The 20,982-nt window shown below is 71.2% G+C and carries 15 protein-coding genes and 1 tRNA gene; 9 read left to right on the top strand and 7 right to left on the bottom strand.

The genetic code is table 11. The features are described from left to right. Window positions 1-125 precede the first annotated feature (125 nt). From IE313_RS01105 to purM, 3 genes are all read left to right on the top strand, one after another. Window positions 126-920, top strand: coding sequence for a maleylpyruvate isomerase family mycothiol-dependent enzyme (locus tag IE313_RS01105; protein ID WP_189928940.1), 795 nt, complete (start codon window positions 126-128; stop codon window positions 918-920). Window positions 921-1,064: 144 nt separating this feature from the next. Continuing rightward, window positions 1,065-2,591, top strand: a complete 1,527-nt coding sequence (gene purF / locus IE313_RS01100) for an amidophosphoribosyltransferase (RefSeq protein ID WP_189928939.1) — start codon at window positions 1,065-1,067, stop codon at window positions 2,589-2,591. An 80-nt stretch (window positions 2,592-2,671) separates the two neighbouring features. After that, window positions 2,672-3,742 (top strand): phosphoribosylformylglycinamidine cyclo-ligase, encoded by a 1,071-nt coding sequence (gene purM, locus IE313_RS01095; protein ID WP_189928938.1) that lies wholly within the window; start codon window positions 2,672-2,674, stop codon window positions 3,740-3,742. 194 nt (window positions 3,743-3,936) lie between these two features. Here the strand turns inward: purM and IE313_RS01090 are convergent, their stop codons facing one another. Both IE313_RS01090 and IE313_RS01085 read right to left on the bottom strand, forming a co-directional pair. Continuing rightward, window positions 3,937-4,188, bottom strand: coding sequence for a DUF3073 domain-containing protein (locus IE313_RS01090; RefSeq protein WP_189929265.1), 252 nt, complete (start codon window positions 4,186-4,188; stop codon window positions 3,937-3,939). A gap of 509 nt (window positions 4,189-4,697) precedes the next feature. Beyond that, window positions 4,698-5,807 carry a Leu/Phe/Val dehydrogenase gene (locus tag IE313_RS01085; protein WP_189928937.1) on the bottom strand — a complete coding sequence of 370 codons (1,110 nt, stop codon included), beginning with the start codon at window positions 5,805-5,807 and terminating at the stop codon, window positions 4,698-4,700. Window positions 5,808-6,061: 254 nt separating this feature from the next. On the opposite strand from IE313_RS01085, the gene IE313_RS01080 reads away from it, so the two are divergent. Together IE313_RS01080 and bldC are read left to right on the top strand one after the other, a co-directional pair. Next, window positions 6,062-6,904: a DUF8083 family protein gene (locus tag IE313_RS01080; RefSeq protein ID WP_189928936.1), complete on the top strand. Its 843-nt coding sequence runs from the start codon at window positions 6,062-6,064 to the stop codon at window positions 6,902-6,904. 618 nt (window positions 6,905-7,522) lie between these two features. Next, the gene (gene bldC, locus IE313_RS01075; RefSeq protein WP_003949541.1) at window positions 7,523-7,729 is read left to right on the top strand and encodes a developmental transcriptional regulator BldC; all 207 of its coding nucleotides are present in this window, start codon (window positions 7,523-7,525) and stop codon (window positions 7,727-7,729) included. Window positions 7,730-8,486: 757 nt separating this feature from the next. Here bldC and IE313_RS01070 read toward each other — a convergent pair. From IE313_RS01070 to hrpA, 3 genes are all read right to left on the bottom strand, one after another. Continuing rightward, window positions 8,487-8,708, bottom strand: a complete 222-nt coding sequence (locus IE313_RS01070; protein ID WP_189929316.1) for a DUF6274 family protein — start codon at window positions 8,706-8,708, stop codon at window positions 8,487-8,489. A gap of 816 nt (window positions 8,709-9,524) precedes the next feature. Further along, window positions 9,525-9,599 (bottom strand) — tRNA-Asp (locus IE313_RS01065). 108 nt (window positions 9,600-9,707) lie between these two features. Beyond that, window positions 9,708-13,757 carry an ATP-dependent RNA helicase HrpA gene (gene hrpA / locus IE313_RS01060; protein ID WP_373316880.1) on the bottom strand — a complete coding sequence of 1,350 codons (4,050 nt, stop codon included), beginning with the start codon at window positions 13,755-13,757 and terminating at the stop codon, window positions 9,708-9,710. Window positions 13,758-14,623: 866 nt separating this feature from the next. Between hrpA and dnaK the strand changes: the two genes are divergently transcribed. The 4 genes from dnaK to IE313_RS01040 all read left to right on the top strand — a co-directional run bounded on the left by dnaK (window position 14,624) and on the right by IE313_RS01040 (window position 18,922). Then, window positions 14,624-16,483 (top strand): molecular chaperone DnaK, encoded by a 1,860-nt coding sequence (gene dnaK, locus IE313_RS01055; protein WP_189928934.1) that lies wholly within the window; start codon window positions 14,624-14,626, stop codon window positions 16,481-16,483. Further along, window positions 16,480-17,211 (top strand): nucleotide exchange factor GrpE, encoded by a 732-nt coding sequence (gene grpE, locus IE313_RS01050; protein ID WP_189928933.1) that lies wholly within the window; start codon window positions 16,480-16,482, stop codon window positions 17,209-17,211. Before dnaK ends, grpE begins: the two co-directional genes overlap by 4 nt. A gap of 63 nt (window positions 17,212-17,274) precedes the next feature. Beyond that, complete coding sequence (dnaJ, locus tag IE313_RS01045) at window positions 17,275-18,462, top strand: molecular chaperone DnaJ (RefSeq protein WP_189928932.1); 1,188 nt, start codon at window positions 17,275-17,277, stop codon at window positions 18,460-18,462. A gap of 4 nt (window positions 18,463-18,466) precedes the next feature. Further along, window positions 18,467-18,922, top strand: coding sequence for a heat shock protein transcriptional repressor HspR (locus IE313_RS01040; RefSeq protein WP_189928931.1), 456 nt, complete (start codon window positions 18,467-18,469; stop codon window positions 18,920-18,922). A 525-nt stretch (window positions 18,923-19,447) separates the two neighbouring features. On the opposite strand, the gene IE313_RS01035 is transcribed toward IE313_RS01040, so the two are convergent. After that, window positions 19,448-19,639, bottom strand: a complete 192-nt coding sequence (locus IE313_RS01035; RefSeq protein ID WP_189928930.1) for a DUF397 domain-containing protein — start codon at window positions 19,637-19,639, stop codon at window positions 19,448-19,450. 10 nt (window positions 19,640-19,649) lie between these two features. Beyond that, entirely contained in the window at window positions 19,650-20,531 is an 882-nt protein-coding gene (locus IE313_RS01030; protein WP_189928929.1) for a helix-turn-helix domain-containing protein, read from the bottom strand. Window positions 20,532-20,982: the final 451 nt, after the last annotated feature.

The raw sequence follows: 20,982 nt of genomic DNA, 5'->3' as shown, positions 1-20,982 counted from the left end.
GGCGGGTGCGCGGCGGATCCCTCCGGCGCCGGGAGCCGCGGGGAGCCGCCGTAGGCCCCTGGGAGCCGCAGGGAGCCGCAGGGACGGGCCGCCGGGCGCTCCCTCCGCCGACGTAAGCTCGGCCCATGTCACCAGCAGCGAGGCGTCAGCGGCGCTACGACCCCGTGAAGACCCGCGCGGCCGTGCGCGCCCAGTTCGGGCACGTGCGCGACGCCGTACGGGGCCTCACCGAGGAGCAACTGGCGGGGCCGACGAGGCTGGGGGAGTGGACCGTGCGCGACCTCGCGGCGCACCTGACCCTGGCGCCGAACGCGATCGTACGCGCGCTGGACGGCCCCGAGCCGGCCAAGCAGGAGACCGGCGCGACCGACTGGGCGCTCGGCACCTCGGCCCGGGCCGAGGCCGTCGACGAGGGAACCCGCGCCTTCGCCGCCGCCCATCCGGACCTCGACGCGCTCTACGAGGACACGGCAGCCCGGTTCGCCGAGCGGATGGCCGCGGCCGGCGCCGAGCGCCTCGTGGACACCAACGCCGGCGCCATGAACCTCACGGACTACCTCGTCACCCGGATCGTCGAGCTGGTCGTGCACACCGACGACCTGGCCTGCGCCACCGGCCTCGACATCGCGGTCGACCGCCGGGCGCTGGCCGCCGCAACCCGGCTGCTGGCCGACGCGCTCGCCGCGAAGGCGCCCGGCGCCTCGACGGAGGTGCGCGTTCCGCCGTTCGCGGTCGTGCAGTGCATAGCCGGCCCCCGGCACACCCGCGGCACCCCGCCGAACGTCGTCGAGACCGACCCGCTCACCTGGATCCGGCTCGCCACCGGCCGTGCGCGGTGGCGCACGGAGGTCGCGGAGGCCAGGGTCGGCGCGAGCGGCGAGCGTGCCGATCTGGAGGCACTGCTCCCGGTGATGAGCTGAGCGGACGGAACCGGGCGGATACCCGTCCAGGAGGGCCGGTTCCCCCGGCTCCGCGTCATGCCGTGATCACGCTCCGTGCGCACAACCGCCCCCTCGGGCATCCCCAATTCGGACCAGTGGTCGATCTCGCCTACACTCGGTTGCGTGCCACGTGGTGACGGACGACTCAGCCACGACCTGCTCCCCGGTGAGAAGGGCCCCCAGGACGCATGTGGCGTCTTCGGTGTCTGGGCGCCGGGCGAAGAGGTCGCCAAGCTCACGTACTTCGGGCTCTACGCCCTCCAGCATCGGGGCCAGGAATCCGCGGGAATCGCGGTCAGCAACGGCTCCCAGATCCTCGTCTTCAAGGACATGGGGCTGGTGTCCCAGGTCTTCGACGAAACCTCCCTCAGCTCGCTGCAGGGCCATATCGCGGTCGGACACACGCGCTACTCCACCACCGGTGCTTCGGTGTGGGAGAACTCACAGCCGACGTTCCGCGCCACCGGTTACGGCTCGATCGCACTGGGACACAACGGCAACCTGGTCAACACCGCCGAACTCGCCGGGATGGTCGCCGACCTCCCGAAGGAGAACGGCCACACCCCCCGGGTCTCCGCGACCAACGACTCGGACCTCATCACCCCGCTGCTCGCCAACCAGATGGACGACGAGGGCAAGCCGCTCACCGTCGAGGCCGCAGCCGTGAAGGTGCTGCCCGCCGTCAAGGGCGCCTTCTCGCTGGTCTTCATGGACGAGCACACCCTGTACGCGGCGCGCGACCCGCAGGGCATGCGCCCGCTGGTGCTCGGCCGTCTGGAGCGCGGCTGGGTGGTCGCCTCGGAGAGCGCCGCGCTCGACATCTGCGGCGCCAGCTTCGTACGCGAGATCGAGCCCGGCGAGTTCATCGCCGTCGACGAGAACGGCCTGCGCTCCACCCGGTTCGCGGAAGCGAAACCCAAGGGCTGCGTCTTCGAGTACGTGTACCTGGCCCGCCCCGACACGGACATCGCCGGCCGGAACGTCTACCTCAGCCGGGTCGAGATGGGCCGCACGCTGGCCCGGGAGGCCCCGGCGGACGCCGATCTCGTCATAGCCACCCCGGAGTCCGGCACGCCGGCCGCCATCGGCTACGCCGAGCAGTCCGGTATCCCCTTCGGCAGCGGCCTGGTGAAGAACGCCTACGTCGGCCGGACCTTCATCCAGCCCTCCCAGACCATCCGCCAGCTCGGCATCCGGCTGAAGCTGAACCCGCTGCGCGAGGTCATCAGGGGCAAGCGCCTGGTCGTCGTGGACGACTCCATCGTGCGCGGGAACACCCAGCGTGCGCTGGTGAAGATGCTGCGCGAGGCGGGTGCCGCCGAGGTGCACGTCCGGATCTCCTCGCCGCCGGTGAAGTGGCCGTGCTTCTTCGGCATCGACTTCGCCACCCGCGCGGAGCTGATCGCGAACGGCATGACGATCGAGGAGATCGGCAAGTCGCTGGGCGCCGACTCCCTCTCGTACATCTCCATCGACGGCATGATCGAGGCCACCACCATCCCCAAGCAGAACCTGTGCAGGGCCTGCTTCGACGGCGAGTACCCGATGGACCTGCCCGACCCCGAGCTGCTCGGCAAGCAGTTGCTGGAGACCGAGCTGGCCGCAGGGCCCGCGGCCACCGCCGCGGCCGAGGCGCTGCGCCGCCCCTAGGGCCGGGGCGCCGCGGCCCCGCGGCGCCCGGCCCCGCTCTTCCACCACGACGTTCAGAAACGACCCGAAGGCCTTCCGTCATGTCTGAGACCCACGGTGCCAGCTACGCGAGCGCGGGCGTCGACATCGAAGCGGGCGACCGCGCCGTCGAGCTGATGAAGGAGTGGGTGAAGAAGACCCGGCGACCCGAGGTGCTGGGCGGCCTCGGCGGTTTCGCGGGCCTCTTCGACGCCTCCGCGCTCACCCGCTACCGGCGTCCCCTGCTGGCCTCCGCCACCGACGGTGTCGGCACCAAGGTCGACCTGGCCCGCCGCCTCGGCGTGTACGACACCATCGGGCACGACCTGGTGGCGATGGTCATGGACGACATCGTGGTGTGCGGGGCCGAGCCGCTGTTCATGACCGACTACATCTGTGTGGGCAAGGTCCACCCGGAGCGGGTGGCCGCCATCGTCAAGGGCATCGCCGAGGGCTGTGTGCTGGCCGGGTGCGCCCTGGTCGGCGGTGAGACGGCCGAGCACCCCGGGCTGCTCGGCCCCGACGACTTCGACGTGGCCGGCGCGGGCACGGGCGCGGTCGAGGCCACCGAGCTGCTCGGGCCGGAACGGATCCGCGCGGGTGACGTGATCGTCGCCATGGCGTCCTCCGGACTTCACTCGAACGGGTACTCGCTGGTCCGGCACGTGCTCCTCGACCAGGCCGGCATGCCGCTCGACGGGACGGTCGAGGAGTTCGGCAGGACCCTAGGGGAGGAACTGCTGGAACCCACCAAGATCTACTCCCTGGACTGCCTGGCCCTGACCCGCAGTACCGAGGTACACGCTTTCAGCCATGTCACCGGCGGGGGTCTCGCGGCCAACCTGGCCCGGGTCGTCCCGGACGGGCTGCACGCCGTGGTGGACCGCTCCACCTGGGCGCCCGCCCCGGTCTTCGAACTGGTCGGCACGGTGGGCCGGGTCGAGCAACTGGAGCTGGAGCGGACCCTGAACATGGGCGTCGGCATGCTCGCCGTGCTCCCCGAGACCGCCGCCAACGCGGCCCTCACCACCCTCGGCGAGCGCGGTGTCACGGCCTGGGTGGCGGGCGAGATCGTCCCCCGCGACGCCGACCGCACCACCGGCGCCGCGCTCACGGGCGGCTACGCGAGCTGAGGCGGGCGTCGGCGTGGTGGAGGCACGGCCGGGGAGCCGGCAGGACGCGCACCCGGGTGGCGCGGGCCCCGGCACCATGGCCGAGGCAGCACGAAACCCGGCCCGGCGCTGTGGCCCGGACCGGGAGAGGTGCGGTTGCTACGGGGCTGGGGCAGCCGGTCCGCGTCTGGATCGCGAGGACCGGTGCCCGGCAGTCAAGCGCCGCGGCGGCCTGACGAAGGACCGGACTCTTCTTCCTCGTCGTCCTCGTCGTCGTTGTAGAGATCCGCGTACTGTGCGTACGGGTCGTCGTCCTCATCGTCCTCGAACGGCTCGCCGTTCGGCGGCTGGCTCGAAGTCGATGCGCCCAGCTCGTTGGCCAGGCGTGAGAGGTCAGTCCCACCGCTGTTGTACTTCAGCTGGCGGGCGACCTTCGTCTGCTTGGCCTTGGCCCGGCCGCGCCCCATGGCTCGACCCCCTCGGTGACGGGGCTCGACGGCCCCAGAGTCTTGACACGCGTTCATGATCTGGAACGGGCCCTCCGTGGAGAGACCGGTCCGTAGGGCTTCAACCGTACCTGCTTCCGCGCCTGTACGGTACGTCGCCCACAGGACGTGCCCCTGCGCGAGACCGGCGAGGCGCCCTGTCCCCGCTGGTCAACTCCGATTTTAGCCTCTTATGGGGCACGACCCGCCGACGGGGGTGAGTCATCTCTCCCGTCTGCGCGCCCCTCCGTACCGCACACGGTTTCCCCACCCGTCCGGCCTGGTCGGCGGGGTGACCCGGACACCCCAAGAAGACCCCCGGAAGGGGGGCGGGGCAGCCGGGGGAGGGAAGCAGGTGCCGGCGGGGCCCAGGGTGGCTCCACCGTCGGCCGTGGCGCCAGGGACCCCGGGTCGCCGCCCCGGGGCCGGGTTGCCGCCCCCGGCCGGGTGGCCGGGGGCGGCGGACGGCGCGGGTGCCGTCGGTCGGCGTGCTAGCGGGGGACGCGGTGGCGGGCCGCGGCGTCCGCGATGCGCTGCTCGGCGAGGCGGTCGGCCGCCGCGGCGGGCGGAATCCCGTCGGCCTTCGCACGAGCGAATATGTCCAGCGTGGTGTCGAAGATCTTCGCGGCCTTCGCCCGGCACCGCTCGAAGTCGAAGCCCCTGAGCTCGTCGGCCACCTGGATGACGCCGCCGGAGTTCACGACGTAGTCCGGCGCGTAGAGGATCCCCCGGTCGGCGAGGTCCTTCTCGACGCCCGGATGGGCGAGCTGGTTGTTGGCCGCGCCGCACACCACGGTCGCCGTCAGCACCGGCACGGTGTCGTCGTCCAGTGCGCCGCCCAGCGCGCAGGGGGCGTACACGTCGAGGCCGGGGCGGCGGATCAGCTCGTCGGTGCCCGACACGACCTCGACCTCGGGATGGGCGGTGGTCACACGGCGGACCGACTCCTCGCGGACGTCCGTGACGACGACCCGCGCACCGTCCTCCAGGAGGTGCCCCACGAGGTGGTGGCCGACCTTGCCGACCCCCGCGATGCCGACCGTGCGGCCGCGCAGCGACGGGGCTCCCCACAGGTGCTGTGCCGACGCCCGCATGCCCTGGAAGACGCCGAAGGCGGTGAGCACGGAGGAGTCGCCCGCGCCGCCGTTCTCGGGCGAGCGGCCGGTCGTCCAGCGGCACTCGCGCGCCACGACGTCCATGTCGGCCACATAGGTGCCCACGTCGCACGCCGTGACGTAGCGACCGCCCAGGGAGGCCACGCAGCGGCCGTACGCGAGCAGCAGCTCCTCCGACTTGATCCGCTCCGGATCCCCGATGATCACCGCCTTGCCGCCGCCGTGGTCGAGCCCGGCCATGGCGTTCTTGTACGACATCCCGCGCGCGAGGTTGAGTGCGTCGGTGAACGCCTCGTCCTCGGTCGCGTACGGGTAGAAGCGGGTGCCGCCGAGGGCGGGGCCCAGGGCGGTCGAGTGGATGGCGATGACGGCCTTGAGGCCGCTGGCACGGTCCTGGCAGAGGACGACCTGCTCGTGTCCCCCTTGGTCCGGATGCTGGTCAGAGCCGAACAGGGTGTGCAGGACGCCGTCGGTCGCGTCGGTCACTGTGGTGACTCCCGGTTAGTTGCGGCGGGTGGGGAGGAGCCCTGGGGACCCCCGCTTGTGGCAGGGGAAGCGCTGCGGACGCCTGTTGGGCATGAGACTAGAGCCTCGGGGCGCCCGGCGATCGTCCAGTGCCGGGGATCACCCTCTCGCGGAGTACGGGCATGGGACGATTTGCTGGGTGGCGACGAGCTCCCGGTGGAGCCTCCCGGTTCCATCCGGCGTTTTCCAGGGCTTCGACAGGGGAGGCAGCAGGAGTGCCCAAGGTGTCCTCGCTGATCGTGCCGTACGCGTCCTACCTGCGCGTGTACGAGCCGCTGGCCGCCTTTCCCGAGCCCGAGCGGACCCATTGGGCGCGCTATGCGGAGCGCCGGGACCGCCCCTCGTACCAGGACGAGCTGCGCCGCTCGCTCGCCGACCTGCTGCCCACGCCGCCGGTACCGGTTCCGGTGCACGAGAGCGACGACGCGTTCGTGGCGGAGGTCGACGGGGTGCTGTGCGTCTGCCCCTGGCGCACCCGGCTGCGCGGCTGGCAGGCGCTGGACGCGCTGGACGGCGAGCTGCTCCCGCCGGTGCTCGACGCGGTGCTGCCGCCCGTGGTGCGCCGCCAGACGGCGGCCGACTACGAGCGCTGGCGCGCGCTGAACCCGGACGCCCGCCCCTGGATCCGCACCGCGACCTGGCACGTCCCGCTGAACTGGTTCGTCCTGGTCTCCGACGAGGAGCGCGCGTACGAGAAGCGGTCCGGGCAGACGCCCCCGCTGCTGCGCTACCGCACCCCGATGGTGCAGGCCAGACGACGGGTGGCGCGCGGTCTGAAGGCGCTCAAGGAGACGCTCGACGAAGGGCCGCTGATCGAGGGCCTGTTCGACGTCGGCCGCTGGCTGGAGGAGTTCCACCCGCGCTCGATGGTCGAACTGGACTACGGGGGCCTGGTGCACGCGCTCTCCGAGGAGCACCTGGCCGGCGACCACTCGGCCGCGGACGTCGCCGAGGGCATCGAGGCGCTGCGCAAGGGCGACGGCGAGGGCGCGGGCGAGGCCTACGCCCGTCTGGTGGAGCGCTGGCGGACGGTGCGGGAGAGGCAGTCGGCGAACTGACCCCGGCCGGGCACCCGCGCCCGGCGGCGGTGCAGTTGGGGCTCCTCCCCCGCGCCGGGGCGCGCGGGCCGTGCGAGGGGCCCGAGGATGTTCCCCGGGTGGTGAGACGGTAGCCGGGTCCCTTCGGGGCCTACCGGAACGGCCGCTCGGGAGCCGGGGGACGGGGCGTGAGGGACGGAGGTCCCTTCCCGGGTTTTCACGCCAAGCGTGATGGACCGCACTTTCAGTGCTCTTGCGTCCATCGCCCCTCCTCGTGCCAAAATAGGACAAGGAGTCCGGGGAAGACTCTTTCCATCCATCTATGGGTGGGTTGCCCAGCATTGCACGCTTTGGGGGGCGCTGTTGTCTCTGGTGATCGCTCAGTGACTGATCGTCACAGTGGGGTGACTGTCCGCTATGGCACGGTCCATCGGCTTCCGTCGCTGATGAACACCTGGGAGGGCAATTCCATCGGTTTGGCCGACGCGGCTGGACAGATGGTGTAGTTGTAGTGCCGAGGACAAGCCGTTCGTCCTATAACCGACTCGACCCGCGTCCGCCATTTCGGGCAACGCGGGTCAAGGTGCAGAATTTAGAGGAAAGAACCGAGAAGGTTCGGTTCTCCCGAGGAGGCCGCTCATGACCGCTCGCACCCCTGATGCCGAGCCGCTGCTGACCCCCGCTGAGGTTGCCACCATGTTCCGCGTCGACCCGAAGACGGTGACGCGCTGGGCGAAGGCCGGCAAGCTCACGTCGATCCGCACGCTCGGCGGGCATCGCCGTTACCGCGAGGCGGAGGTCCGCGCGCTGCTCGCGGGCATCCCGCAGCAGCGCAGCGAAGCCTGAAAACCGCATAACCCGGGCATTTCGCGGGTTCCCCCAACCCGCAGCAGGCCCGGACCTCAGCTCCACACGACGAGGGTCCTGCCCCAACAGGTCCCACCCACGGGTACATGACAAAGGGTGCGTCGTAGATCGCGCTGGACTCCGCCGGGTCCAGCGCGATCTTTTTTGTGCCCGGACGGCGTAGGGCGCGCGGTCGGTGAGTGTGCGCCGGCGCTGGACGGGGGTGCTGCGGGGCGCACTTGTGGCCCGCGATCACATCCTCGGACGGGTGGGGTGTGCGCCGGGGGTGGGGGTCACTGAGGAGGGAGCGGAGGCGCTCAGAGGGTAGTGCAATTGCACATATTAAATTGACCAGTTGTAGGGGAGGGCTTGGTGGGGTGGACACCGAAAAATATTCCGTGACACCCGTCACGTTGCAGGGTGCTTGTTGTTCGGGTTGCTCGTGCGTTATTGGGGCGCGTCCGTGCGCGGGGTGGCGCACGGGTGGAGCCTTCGAGCCGAGGTCCGGTACAAGGATCGGTGTCCGGGCGTCTCGATGCAGCGCGGCGCGCCGACCGATGCCGCAGGAGTGCACTCGTACAGGTGTCCGGGCGGCCGCCCGCGCGGGTGTCCGGGCGGCGGGGCGGGCGGCCGTCGGGCGGACGGGTCGCCGGTGTGCGGGTCCCGGTGTGCGGGCGGGTGCGCCGGCGCGGGTGCGCGGCGGGCGCGTCGGCGCCTGTGTGCGGCCCGGCGGGCGGCGTCCCGGGGCCCGGTGGCGTCAGGCCCCTGGAGGGCCCTCGTCGCCCGGCTGGGGCGCCCGTGGGGTGCGCGTGGCCCCTTGGGTGCCGGAGACTGCCGCGGGAAGCTGAGCGGGCTCCATGGCGAGCCGCTGGAGCTGGTGGCATATCGGGCAGCGGCGGGTCAGATGGCGGTAGCCGGTCGCGGCCGACAGATGGGCGCGCAGAAGAGCGCGCGTCTCGTGCCTCGCGGATGCCGGCATGCCCCACCTCCATGGCCGCTGGCGACGGGCAGCGGTCCCACATGTCTGAGTACCGACGGAATGTGATGCGGTCAAGACGCAGCGCGATGATCGTCGGGGGTTCGGCCGGGAGAACATGTGCATCCGGACAGCGGGTGTCCTCTGCTCGGCACTCGTGCGAACGACTGGAAAAAGTACCTCTTATCCGTGTTCTTCACACCGTCAATGCGGCTGCATATGCCGGATGCCGGGTGACAGCGCGCGGGGTGGGGTGCACATGTAGTAGGCCGAAAATTCATTGGGTGCGCGGGGTGCGGAGTGCGCCGGTGCACGGAAGGGCGGAGGGGGCGGGCGTACGGGGCGAGGGCCGTACGGCGGACGCAACGCCGGGACCCCGGCGTAGGGGAGGCGGAGCGGGCGGCGCCCGGGCGGCGGGTCCGACAGGCGGTCTGTACGGCCCCCACGGCTCCGCGGGCGCGGCCGCGGCGCCCGGACGGTTACGAGGGCACCGGCGCGCCTGGACGGGGCTCCTGCGGGCTTGGAGGGGGCTCCTGCGGGCTAGGAGGGGGCTCGGGCGTGCCGGCACGGGGTGCCGGCTCTCCGGGGCTCCGAGGCACCGGCGCTCCGACACGAGCCGCTGTCGAGCCGAGAGCCGTCGTCGAGCCGAGAGGCGCCGTCGAGCCGAGCCGTCGTCGAGCCGAGTCGCTGTCGAGCCGAGTCGCTGTCGAGCCGAGCCGTCGTCGGGCCGAGGTGCCGTCACATGCGGCCGGTGCGCCGGGGTACCGCACATGAAAAAGCCCGCAACCTCGTGAGGGTTGCGGGCGGGTGCCCATCGGGCGGTCCTGACGGGATTTGAACCCGCGGCCTCCACCTTGACAGGGTGGCGAGCACTCCAAACTGCTCCACAGGACCTGGAGGGTGCGGCACCGAGTACTGCGCTGTGCTGCGAAACGAGACTGTACAGCAGGGCAGGACCGGAGGTCGAACCCGGACCGGCGGCGCGCGCACCGGCGCCGCCGGCTACCCGAGCGCCGCGTCGATCGCCTTGATGATGCGCTTGTCCGAGACCGGGTACGCCGTGCCCAGCGCATGGGCGAAGTAGCTGACGCGCAACTCCTCGATCATCCAGCGGATGTCGCGCACCTCCTGCGGGACCGGACGCCCCTTGGGGAGCTGTTCCAGCAGCCAGGCGTACTCGTCCCGCATCTCGTGGATCTTCGCCATCCGCGTCGAGTCCCGCTGGGCGTTGGCCGGCATCTGCTGGAGTCTGCGGTCCGCGGCGACCAGGTAGCGCATCAGGTCCGGCAGCCGGGCCAGGCCGGTCGCCGTGACGAAGCCGGGCCCGACGAGCGCCGCGAGCTGGTCGCGCACGTCCGCCAGGTTGGCCGCCAGCGCCGGGCTGCGGGTGGACTTCAGCCGGCGCTCGCAGGACTGCCAGGCGGCCAGCACCTGCTGCACCTGGCCGACCGTGCGCCCCGTGGTGTCGACGATGTCGGCGCGCACCTTCTCGTAGAGCTTGCGGTACGACTCCTCGTCCCACGCGGGGCCCCCGGCGTCGGCGATGAGGCGGTCGGCGGCGGCCGTGGCGCAGTCCTCGAAGAGGGCCTGCACGGAGCCGTGCGGGTTCGCGGACAGGGCGAGCTTCTGCGGGTTGGTGAGCCGGTCCGCGGCGAACTTCGCCGGGTTCACCGGGATGTTGCGGACGATCAGGCGCCGGATGCCCCGGCGCATCGCCTCCTGCTGCTCGGCCTCGGTGTCGAAGAGCCGTACGGAGACGGTGCCCGCGGCGGGGCCGTCGTCGACCAGCGCCGGGTACGCCTTGACGGGCTGGCCGGCCCGCTTCGTCTCGAAGACCCGCGGCAGGGAGCCGATCGTCCAGTCGGTCAGGCCGCTGCGCTCGATCGCCTCGCCGCCCGAGCGCTCGGCGGTCGCCGCGGCGGCCCGCGAGAGCGCCTTGCGGGCCTTGGGCCGCAGCCGCAGCCGCAGCGCCTCCAGGTCCTTGTCCTCGGTGGGGCCGTCCCGGTCGTCGAGCTTGCGGCGCCGCTCGTCGGTGATGCGGAAGGTGATCCGCAGGTGGTCGGGGACCTTCGCCCAGTCGAAGTCGTCCGGGCCGAGCGGGACGCCGACCATCTGCCGCAGTTCCCTGGCCAGCGTGGTCGCCAGCGGCTCCTGGAGGGGCACCGCCCGTTCCAGGAACTTCCTGGCGTAGTCGGGCGCGGGCACGCAGTGCCGGCGGATCTGCTTGGGCAGGGAGCGGATCAGCTCGGTGACGACCTCTTCGCGCAGGCCCGGGATCTGCCAGTCGAAGCCCTCGGAGGTGACCTGGTTGAGCACCTGGAGCGGGATGTGCACGGTGACGCCGTCCGCGTCGGCGCCGGGCTCGAACTGGTAGGTCACCCGGAACCTCAGCCGGCCCTGGTGCCAGGTGTCCGGGTAGTCGTCCTTGGTGACCCGGCCGGCCTTCTCGTTGATGAGCATGGAGCGCTCGAAGTCGAGCAGTTCCGCGGCCTGGCCGCCGCGCCGGAGCTGCTCCTTCCACCAGGAGTCGAAGTGAGCGCCGGAGACGACGTGCTCGGGCACCCGCTGGTCGTAGAAGTCGAAGAGCGCCTCGTCGTCGACGAGGATGTCCCGGCGGCGGGCGCGGTGTTCGAGGTCCTCGACCTCGGTGAGCAGCCTGCGGTTGGCGGCGAAGAACTTGTGGTGCGTGCGCCAGTCGCCTTCCACCAGGGCGTTGCGGATGAAAAGCTCCCTGGAGAGCTCCGGGTCGATCCGGCCGTAGTTGACCTTGCGGTGCGCCACGATCGGGACGCCGTACAGGGTCACCTTCTCGTACGCCATCACGGCCGCCTGGTCCTTCTCCCAGTGCGGCTCCGAATAGGTGCGCTTGACCAGGTGCCCGGCCAGCGGCTCGACCCATTCCGGCTCGATGCGGGCGTTGACGCGGGCCCACAGCCGGGAGGTCTCGACCAGTTCCGCCGACATGAGGAAGCGGGGCGGTTTCTTGAAGAGGGCGGAGCCGGGGAAGACGGCGAACTTGGCGTTGCGCGCACCCAGGTACTCGTTGCGCGAGGAGCGCCTGGCCCCCTCGCCCTGCCGCTTCGCGGTGTCGGTGGACTTGCCGTCCTGGGTGTCCTTCATGCCGATGTGGGAGAGCAGTCCGGCCAGCAGGGAGATGTGGATCTGCTGGTCGGCGGCGTCGTCCTCGTTGACGTGGATGCCCATCTGCCGCGCGACGGTGCGTAGCTGGCTGTAGATGTCCTGCCATTCGCGTACGCGCAGGAAGTTCAGGTACTCGGACCTGCACATCCGCCGGAACGACGAGGAGCCGCGGGCCTCCTGCTGCTCGCGCAGGTACCGCCAGAGGTTCAGGTACGCGAGGAAGTCGCTCGTCTCGTCCTTGAAGCGGGCGTGCTGCTGGTCGGCCTGGGCCTGTTTGTCGGCCGGGCGCTCGCGGGGGTCCTGGATCGACAGGGCCGCGGCGATCACCATGACCTCCCGGACGCAGCCGTTGCGGTCGGCCTCGACGACCATCCGGGCCAGCCGCGGGTCCACCGGGAGCTGGGCGAGCTTGCGGCCCATCGGGGTGAGGCGCCCGCGGACGTCCTTCTGCTCGGGGTCGAGCGCGCCGAGTTCCGCGAGGAGTTGGAGGCCGTCGCGGATGTTGCGGTGGTCCGGAGGGTCGATGAAGGGGAACTTCTCGATGTCGCCGAGTCCCGCCGCGGTCATCTGGAGGATGACGGAGGCCAGGTTGGTGCGGAGGATCTCCGCGTCGGTGAACTCGGGGCGGGCGGCGAAGTCCTCCTCCGAGTAGAGCCGGATGCAGATGCCGTCCGAGGTGCGGCCGCAGCGGCCCTTGCGCTGGTTGGCGCTCGCCTGGCTGATCGCCTCGATGGGCAGCCGCTGCACCTTGGTGCGGTGGCTGTAGCGGGAGATGCGGGCCGTGCCGGGGTCGATGACGTACTTGATGCCGGGGACCGTGAGGGAGGTCTCGGCGACGTTGGTGGCGAGGACGATGCGGCGGGCCGTGCCCGCGGCGGGCCGCTGGAAGACGCGGTGCTGCTCGGCGTGCGAGAGGCGGGCGTAGAGCGGCAGGACCTCGGTGAATCTGTACTTCTTCTTCTCCAGCGCCTCCGCGGTGTCGCGGATCTCGCGCTCGCCGGAGAGGAACACCAGGATGTCGCCCCGGCCCTCGGCCATCAGTTCCTCGACGGCGTCGGTGATCGCGGTGATCTGGTCGCGGTCGGCGTCCGCGCCGATGCCGTCGCTGCCGGGTGCGGCCTCTTCGAGGAGCGGCCTGTAGCGCACCTCCACCGGGTACGTGCGGCCGCTGACCTCGACGATCGGGGCGTCGCCGAAGTGCCGCGAGAAGCGTTCGGGGTCGATGGTGGCGGAGGTGATCACCACCTTCAGGTCCGGGCGCCTGGGCAGCAACTGGGCCAGGTAGCCGAGCAGGAAGTCGATGTTCAGGGACCGCTCGTGGGCCTCGTCGATGATGATCGTGTCGTACGCGCGCAGCTCGCGGTCGGTCTGGATCTCGGCGAGCAGGATGCCGTCGGTCATCAGCTTGACGAAGGTGCCGTCCGGGTCGACCTGGTCGGTGAAGCGGACCTTCCAGCCGACCGCCTCGCCCAGGGGCGTGGACAGCTCCTCGGCCACGCGCTCCGCGACCGTGCGGGCCGCGATCCGGCGGGGCTGGGTGTGCCCGATCATGCCGCGCACACCGCGGCCCAGCTCCAGGCAGATCTTCGGGATCTGGGTCGTCTTGCCGGAGCCGGTCTCACCCGCGACGATCACCACCTGGTGGTCGCGGACGGCCGCCAGGATCTCGTCCTTCTTCTGGCTGACCGGGAGTTGCTCGGGATAGGTGACCGCGGGCAGGCGCGCCGCGCGCACGGCGATGCGGGCCTCGGCCCGCTCGACCTCGGCCGCTATCTCGGCGAGTACGGCGGACCTGGCCTCGGGTTTACGGATCCGGCGCGCGCCTTCCAGCCTGCGGCCGAGCCGGTGCGCGTCGCGCAGGGACAGCTCGGACAGGCGGGGGGCGAGGACGCCGAAGGACAATTCAGGCAAATGGCCAGGCTGCGTGGACATACGCGATCCAGGATCTCACCTCGGGCAAATGTGTGGCGAACGCTTTTGTACGGGCCGGGTGGGCGCGCGCGCCGCGTCCGCGGCGGTGCCGCCGTGCGGGCCGGGGGTGCCCGGCCGCGGCACCGGCCGTGGATTGGGAGGAATGTACCGTACGAGTGGATTGGCTTGGCCGTATGCCTGAAGAGTCCGATCTGCCGGAGCGGTCGCCCGGCGGGCGTCGGGGCGCCCCGGCGCCCCGGCGGCGCGGACGGGGCGGACGGGGTGGACGGGGCGGAGGACGGCCGGGGCCCGGGAGCGGGGGTGGGATCCGGCGGGCCCGGCCGGGCGGGGCGGCGGGGGTGCGCACCGGGCGGACGGGGCGCGCTCGGCGCGGTGGACCGCCTTCGAGGAGTCGCCGGCGCGCGGCCGTGTACTTCCACGGGCACCGGCACGCGTTCCCGTTCCCGTTCCCGGTCCCGGCCGCCTGGGCGCTGGTGCCCTGCGCGGTCTTCCTGGCCTGGTGGCACCGGCGCCCGGGCGGCAGGGCAGGGGAGGGCGGCGGGGCGGCGGCGTCCGCCTGGGGAGGGATCCCCGGACGCGTTCTTCCGAGGGGGGCCGCCCGGGGGGAGCCGCCCGGGGGGAGCCGCCCGGGGCCTCCGAGGGGGCGCCCGGGGGTGAGCCCTCCCCGTGGTAGGTGGTGGCGCGGGTCGTGGCAGGGTCGGGTGAAGGTGTACGCCCAGGTCAGCGGCCTCTTGGGCATAAGCGTCGTATAAAAGTTGAGTCTGATCGACTCAGCTCTGTTGACGCACTGTGCGCGGTGAGGCATCCTTGAGCCCGATCCGCTCAATAAAGCTGGAGGAATCGAAATGGCACGTGCGGTCGGCATCGACCTGGGCACGACTAACTCCGTCGTCAGCGTTCTGGAGGGCGGTGAGCCCACCGTCATCACCAACGCAGAGGGCGCCAGGACCACGCCGTCCGTCGTCGCCTTCGCCAAGAACGGCGAGGTGCTCGTCGGCGAGGTAGCGAAGCGTCAGGCGGTCACCAACGTCGACAGGACCGTTCGGTCGGTCAAGCGCCACATGGGCACCGGCTGGAAGATCGACATCGACGAGAAGGGCTTCAACCCGCAGCAGATCTCCGCCTTCATCCTTCAGAAGCTGAAGCGCGACGCGGAGTCCTACCTGGGCGAGAAGGTCACGGACGCCGTGATCACCGTCCCCGCGTACTTCAACGACTCCGAGCGCCAGGCCACCAAGGAGGCCGGCGAGATCGCGGGCCTGAACGTCCTGCGCATCGTCAACGAGCCCACGGCCGCCGCCCTGGCCTACGGCCTGGACAAGGACGACCAGACGATCCTGGTCTTCGACCTCGGCGGCGGCACCTTCGACGTCTCGCTGCTGGAGATCGGCGACGGCGTCGTCGAGGTGAAGGCCACCAACGGCGACAACCACCTCGGCGGCGACGACTGGGACCAGCGCGTCGTCGACTACCTGGTCAAGCAGTTCGCCAACGGCCACGGCGTCGACCTGTCCAAGGACAAGATGGCGCTCCAGCGGCTGCGCGAGGCGGCGGAGAAGGCGAAGATCGAGCTGTCCTCGTCGACCGAGACCACCATCAACCTGCCCTACATCACGGCCTCCGCCGAGGGCCCGCTGCACCTGGACGAGCGCCTGACCCGCGCCCAGTTCCAGCAGTTGACGTCCGACCTCCTGGAGCGCTGCAAGACGCCGTTCCACAACGTCATCAAGGACGCGGGCATCCAGTTGGGCGAGATCGACCACGTCGTCCTGGTGGGCGGTTCCACCCGTATGCCGGCCGTCGCCGAGCTCGTCAAGGAGCTGACCGGCGGCAAGGAGGCCAACAAGGGCGTGAACCCGGACGAGGTCGTCGCCATCGGTGCCTCGCTCCAGGCCGGCGTCCTCAAGGGCGAGGTCAAGGACGTCCTGCTGCTCGACGTCACCCCGCTGTCCCTCGGCATCGAGACCAAGGGCGGCATCATGACCAAGCTGATCGAGCGCAACACCACGATCCCGACCAAGCGCTCCGAGATCTTCACCACCGCCGAGGACAACCAGCCGTCGGTGCAGATCCAGGTCTACCAGGGCGAGCGCGAGATCGCCGCGTACAACAAGAAGCTCGGCATGTTCGAGCTGACCGGTCTGCCCCCGGCGCCGCGCGGCGTCCCGCAGATCGAGGTCTCCTTCGACATCGACGCGAACGGCATCATGCACGTCACCGCGAAGGACCTGGGCACCGGCAAGGAGCAGAAGATGACCGTCACCGGCGGCTCCTCGCTGCCGAAGGACGAGGTCGACCGGATGCGCCAGGAGGCCGAGCAGTACGCGGAGGAGGACCACCGCCGCCGCGAGGCCGCCGAGACCCGCAACCAGGGCGAGCAGCTCGTCTACCAGACGGAGAAGTTCCTCAAGGACAACGAGGACAAGGTCCCCGGCGAGATCAAGACCGAGGTCGAGACCTCCGTGGCCGACCTCAAGGAGAAGCTCAAGGGCGACGACACGGGCGAGATCCGCACCGCCACCGAGAAGGTCGCCGCGGTCTCCCAGAAGCTGGGCCAGGCCATGTACGCCGATGCCCAGGCCGCGGGCGAGGGTGCCTCCGCCGCCGGCGCGGGCGCCGGTGCGGGACAGCCCAAGGCCGATGACGCCGACGACGTCGTCGACGCCGAGATCGTCGACGATGAGCGGAAGGACGGTGCCGCGTGACGGAGGAGACCCCGGGCTTCGACGAGCAGCACGAGCCCGCCGACGTCTCCTCCGGCGCCACCCCTGACGACGCCGAGTCGAAGGCCGCCGAGTCCTCCAAGGAGGGCGCGGCGGCCCCGGCCGGGGACGAGACGGCGGGGCTGCGGGCCCAGCTCGACCAGGTGCGCAGTGCGCTCGGCGAGCGCACCGGCGACCTCCAGCGGTTGCAGGCCGAGTTCCAGAACTACCGACGCCGGGTCGAGCGGGACCGGATCGCCGTCAAGGAGATCGCCGTCGCGAACCTCCTGACCGAGCTGCTCCCGGTGCTGGACGACATCGGCCGCGCGCGGGAGCACGGCGAGCTGGTCGGCGGCTTCAAGTCGGTGGCCGAGTCCCTGGAGACGGTCGCGGCCAAGATGGGCCTCCAGCAGTTCGGCAAGGAGGGCGAGCCCTTCGATCCGACGGTCCACGAGGCCCTGATGCACAGCTATGCGCCGGACGTCACGGAGACCACGTGCGTGGCGATTCTGCAGCCTGGGTATCGGTTCGGCGAGCGCACCATCCGCCCCGCGCGGGTGGCGGTGGCCGAGCCCCAGCCGGGCGCGCAGACCGTCAAGCAGGACAAGCCCGCGAAGAGCGGGAAGAACGAGGCCGGCGAACCGGGAGAGCCTTCGGCGGACGGCTCCGCGGAGCCGTCCGAGGGCCGGAGCGCCGACAGCAGGGACAGCGGTGGCCCGGACGAGGGCTGACGTAGCGCACCGGCTCGCCGCCGCGCACCGGGCGGCACACGAGTGGGAGGAGGGACGCCGGGAATGAGCACCAAGGACTTCATCGAGAAGGACTACTACAAGGTTCTCGGCGTCCCCAAGGACGCCACCGAAGCGGAGATCAAGAAGGCGTACCGGAAGCTCGCCCGCGAGAACCACCCGGACGCCAACAAGGGCAACGCCAGGGCGGAGGAGCGCTTCAAGGAGATCTCCGAGGCCAATGACGTGCTCGGTGACCCGAAGAAGCGCAAGGAGTACGACGAGGCCCGCACCCTCTTCGGCAACGGGGGCTTCCGCCCCGGGCCAGCAGGGGGCGGCGGCAGCTTCAACTTCGACCTCGGCGACCTCTTCGGCGGCGGTGGCGGCGGCCCCCAGGGCGGCGCCGGCGGCTTCGGCGGCGGTCTCGGCGATGTCTTCGGCGGTCTCTTCAACCGCGGCGGCACGGGTACCGCGGGCAGCCGCGTGCAGCCCAGGCGCGGCCAGGACATCGAGTCCGAGGTGACCCTCAGCTTCACGGAGGCCATCAACGGGGCGACGGTCCCGCTGCGGATGTCCTCGCAGGCCCCCTGCAAGGCGTGCTCCGGCACCGGCGACAAGAACGGCACACCCCGCGTCTGCCCGACCTGCGTCGGCACCGGGCAGGTCTCCCGCGGCGGGGGTGGCGGATTCTCGCTCACCGACCCGTGCGTGGACTGCAAGGGCCGCGGCCTCATCGCCCAGGACCCCTGTGACGTCTGCAAGGGCTCGGGCCGCGCCAAGTCGTCGCGGACGATGCAGGTGCGCATCCCGGCGGGTGTCTCCGACGGGCAGCGCATCCGGCTGCGCGGCAAGGGCACGCCGGGCGAGCGCGGCGGTCCCGCCGGGGACCTCTACGTCGTGGTCCACGTCGACGCCCACCCGGTCTTCGGCCGCAGGGGCGACAACCTCACCGTCACCGTGCCGGTCACCTTCTCGGAGGCCGCCCTCGGCGGCGAGGTGAAGGTCCCGACCCTGGGCGGCCCTCCGGTCACCCTGAAACTGCCCGAGAGCACCCCGAACGGGCGTACGATGCGCGCTCGTGGCAAGGGCGCGGTCCGCCAGGACGGCACCCGCGGAGACCTTCTCGTCACCGTGGAGGTCGTGGTACCGAAGGACGTGACAGGCAAGGCGCGTGACGCCCTGGAGGCGTATCGCGATGCCACCGCGGGAGAGGACCCGCGGGCGGAGCTTTTCCAGGCCGCGAAGGGAGCTTGACGCTATGGACAGCCGGCGAGGACGCGGTCGGAACCCGTACGAGCTGACCGAAGAGAGCCCGGTGTACGTCATCTCGGTGGCGGCCCAGCTCAGCGGGCTGCACCCGCAGACGCTGCGGCAGTACGACCGCCTGGGTCTGGTCTCGCCGGACCGCACCGCGGGCCGCGGCCGCCGCTACTCGGCCCGCGACATCGAACTGCTCCGGCAGGTGCAGCAGTTGTCGCAGGACGAGGGCATCAACCTCGCCGGCATCAAGCGGATCATCGAGCTGGAGAACCAGGTGGCCGCTCTCCAGGCGCGCGTCGCCGAACTCCAGGACGCGGTCGACGGCGCCGCGGCGGCCATGCGCCAGCGGGAGGCGGCGGTGCACGCCTCGTACCGCAGGGACCTGGTGCCGTACCAGGAGGTCCAGCAGACCAGTGCGCTGGTCGTGTGGCGGCCGAAGAAGGCCGCCGACTGACCTTTCCTGGCCCGTCCGCATCCGGCCCAGCCGCTGTGCCCACCCTTGCTCCCGCTCCTGCTCCTGCTCCCGCCCCTGTCCGGGTCCCGGACCGGCCGCCGTACCGGCGTCACCGGTTCTCCGGCGGGGGCGGCGGTGTTTCTGCGGGGCGCGGGTGCGGGTGCGGGTGCGGGCATGGGCGCGTGGTGGCGCGCGGGGGGTTCCGCGGGGACCCGGCTGCTCCATGGGGCACGGGTGTCCCGGTCGGGGCGCGGGCGTGTCGTCTGCCGGTGATCCGGCCCTGGCCCGGCGCGGTCCGGCCCGGCGCGGTCCGGGGCCGTGCCGGACCCGGGGCACCCGCCCCGCCCGGGCCGCTTGCCTGGTGGCCGGGACTGGCCTTCGCCGTGGCCGATCGCGCGGTCCCCGCGCCCCCGGCGGGTGCCCCGGGTGCCGGGGCGGCCCGGCAGGGGCGCGGGGACCGCGCGTGTGCGGCGCCGTGTGCCGCGGTCCTGACACGACCGGCACGCTCCAGGGCCCGGTGGGCCCTCAGCCGTGCGGGGTGCCGCCCTTGATGTCCTCAAGGAGGGCGGCCAGTCCGTGCGGCGTGGCGATGAGCACGGTGCGCGGGGCATCGCTTTCGCGAAGGCGTATCGTTCCGTCAGGGGCGACCGCGACGTTCAGGCATTCCCCCTGGGGGCCGCTGCTGAACGTCGACTTCTGCCAGTGGAGTTCGGGCATATGTGCCTTCCTACAACGTGTAGAGCAGGTGTTGGATAAGAGCGAGCGAATCCTTCACCGAATGCGCCTCGGGCGCGGACGATACGTTGATAGGAGCAAGGGCGTTCTCGGTAAGCAGGTCGAACAACGCGCTGTAACGCTCTAGGTGGAAACTCTCGCCCAGGTACTGGTAGCCGATGGGTTGTTCCAGTGCCACGGTGCCCAGCCTGGGATTGCTGGGGATGATGTGCAGGAAATTACCGCTGATCGCCGCGTACGCCTGCGCGCTGAACGGGTAGACCTGGATCGTCACGTTCGGCAACCGGGACAGTTCGACCAGCCGCAGGAGTTGCTCGCGCACCACCTGTGCCCCACCGAACCGTATGCGCAGCGCGGCCTCGTGGATGACGGCACGGATGCGTGGCGGATTCTCGCCGTTGAGGATGCGCTGCCGCTCCATGCGGAACCGCAAAGGCGCCTCGAAATTGTCGAAACCGAGGCCGGGGCTGTTGAAGATGGCCCGGGCGTAGCCGGCGGTCTGGAAGATCCCGGGAATGAAGAGTGACTGGTGCATTCGCACTTCCGTAGCGTCCGCCTCCAGTTCGGCGAGGCTCAGGGCATCCGTCACCATGGAGCGTTTGTACGCGCTCCACCAGCCCTTACCCGAGGCCTCCGACAGGGCCACCAGAGCATCCACGTAGGACTTGTCTGTGCATCCGTAAAGGTCGCAGAGTGCCCTGAGCCGTTCGGTGAGGATGGTCGTCTTGGCCGTTTCGATCTGGCTGAGCTGGGCGCGGCCCATCCCGATCCGCTCCGACGCCTCCGCGGCGCTCAACCCGGCCTGTTCACGTAGATGTTTCAGCTCGAAACCAAGTCGTCGCTGACGCTCGCTGATGGTGCTGCGCAATCCCACGGGGGCACTCCTTGTCCGTCGATCAGAGTTTTCCCGGGGGCAGGGGAGTTCGTCCACCGATCCGTGTGAATAGCGTGCACAAAACAATCGTGACCGGATGGGGGTCGGTGCGGCGGGTAAATCCGCCCCCGGGCGTGTGCGGCGGGCCGGTGCCGCACCACGCGGGGCGCTACCCTGCCACGTCGCGGTTTCGGCTTCAGCTCGACGGGCCGGGCACCTGGAAGGTGTGCACGGCGGTGGAGGAACGCCCTCTTCCGGGGCACATCTCGTTGACCCCCGCAGCACAACCGGAACACCGCCCGCCGCACGTGCGGAAGGTGCCGGGCGGCAGGCCGGGGCGGCAGAGCGCGTCGCCGTCCGGCCGCAGGCGCCCGAGCCGGGTGCCCATGAATCCGGGCGCTGCCCCGCGTGCCGACGAATAGCCGGCAATGCGCCGGCTCTTCGCCCGTTC

The sequence above is a fragment of the Streptomyces sulfonofaciens genome, from assembly GCF_014656295.1.
GTDB lineage: Bacteria > Actinomycetota > Actinomycetes > Streptomycetales > Streptomycetaceae > Streptomyces > Streptomyces sulfonofaciens.
Note: the sequence above shows the minus strand (reverse complement) of the source record. Positions and strands in the feature narration are given on the sequence as shown.

What these genes read in the sequence shown, in the direction of transcription:
- IE313_RS01105 (WP_189928940.1), top strand. Translation starts at nt 126, where the DNA reads ATGTCACCAGCAGCGAGGCGTCAGCGGCGCTACGACCCCGTGAAGACC.
- purM (WP_189928938.1), top strand. Translation starts at nt 2,672, where the DNA reads ATGTCTGAGACCCACGGTGCCAGCTACGCGAGCGCGGGCGTCGACATC.
- IE313_RS01090 (WP_189929265.1), bottom strand. Translation starts at nt 4,188, where the DNA reads ATGGGGCGCGGCCGGGCCAAGGCCAAGCAGACGAAGGTCGCCCGCCAG.
- bldC (WP_003949541.1), top strand. Translation starts at nt 7,523, where the DNA reads ATGACCGCTCGCACCCCTGATGCCGAGCCGCTGCTGACCCCCGCTGAG.
- IE313_RS01070 (WP_189929316.1), bottom strand. Translation starts at nt 8,708, where the DNA reads ATGCCGGCATCCGCGAGGCACGAGACGCGCGCTCTTCTGCGCGCCCAT.
- dnaK (WP_189928934.1), top strand. Translation starts at nt 14,624, where the DNA reads ATGGCACGTGCGGTCGGCATCGACCTGGGCACGACTAACTCCGTCGTC.
- dnaJ (WP_189928932.1), top strand. Translation starts at nt 17,275, where the DNA reads ATGAGCACCAAGGACTTCATCGAGAAGGACTACTACAAGGTTCTCGGC.
- IE313_RS01040 (WP_189928931.1), top strand. Translation starts at nt 18,467, where the DNA reads ATGGACAGCCGGCGAGGACGCGGTCGGAACCCGTACGAGCTGACCGAA.
- IE313_RS01035 (WP_189928930.1), bottom strand. Translation starts at nt 19,639, where the DNA reads ATGCCCGAACTCCACTGGCAGAAGTCGACGTTCAGCAGCGGCCCCCAG.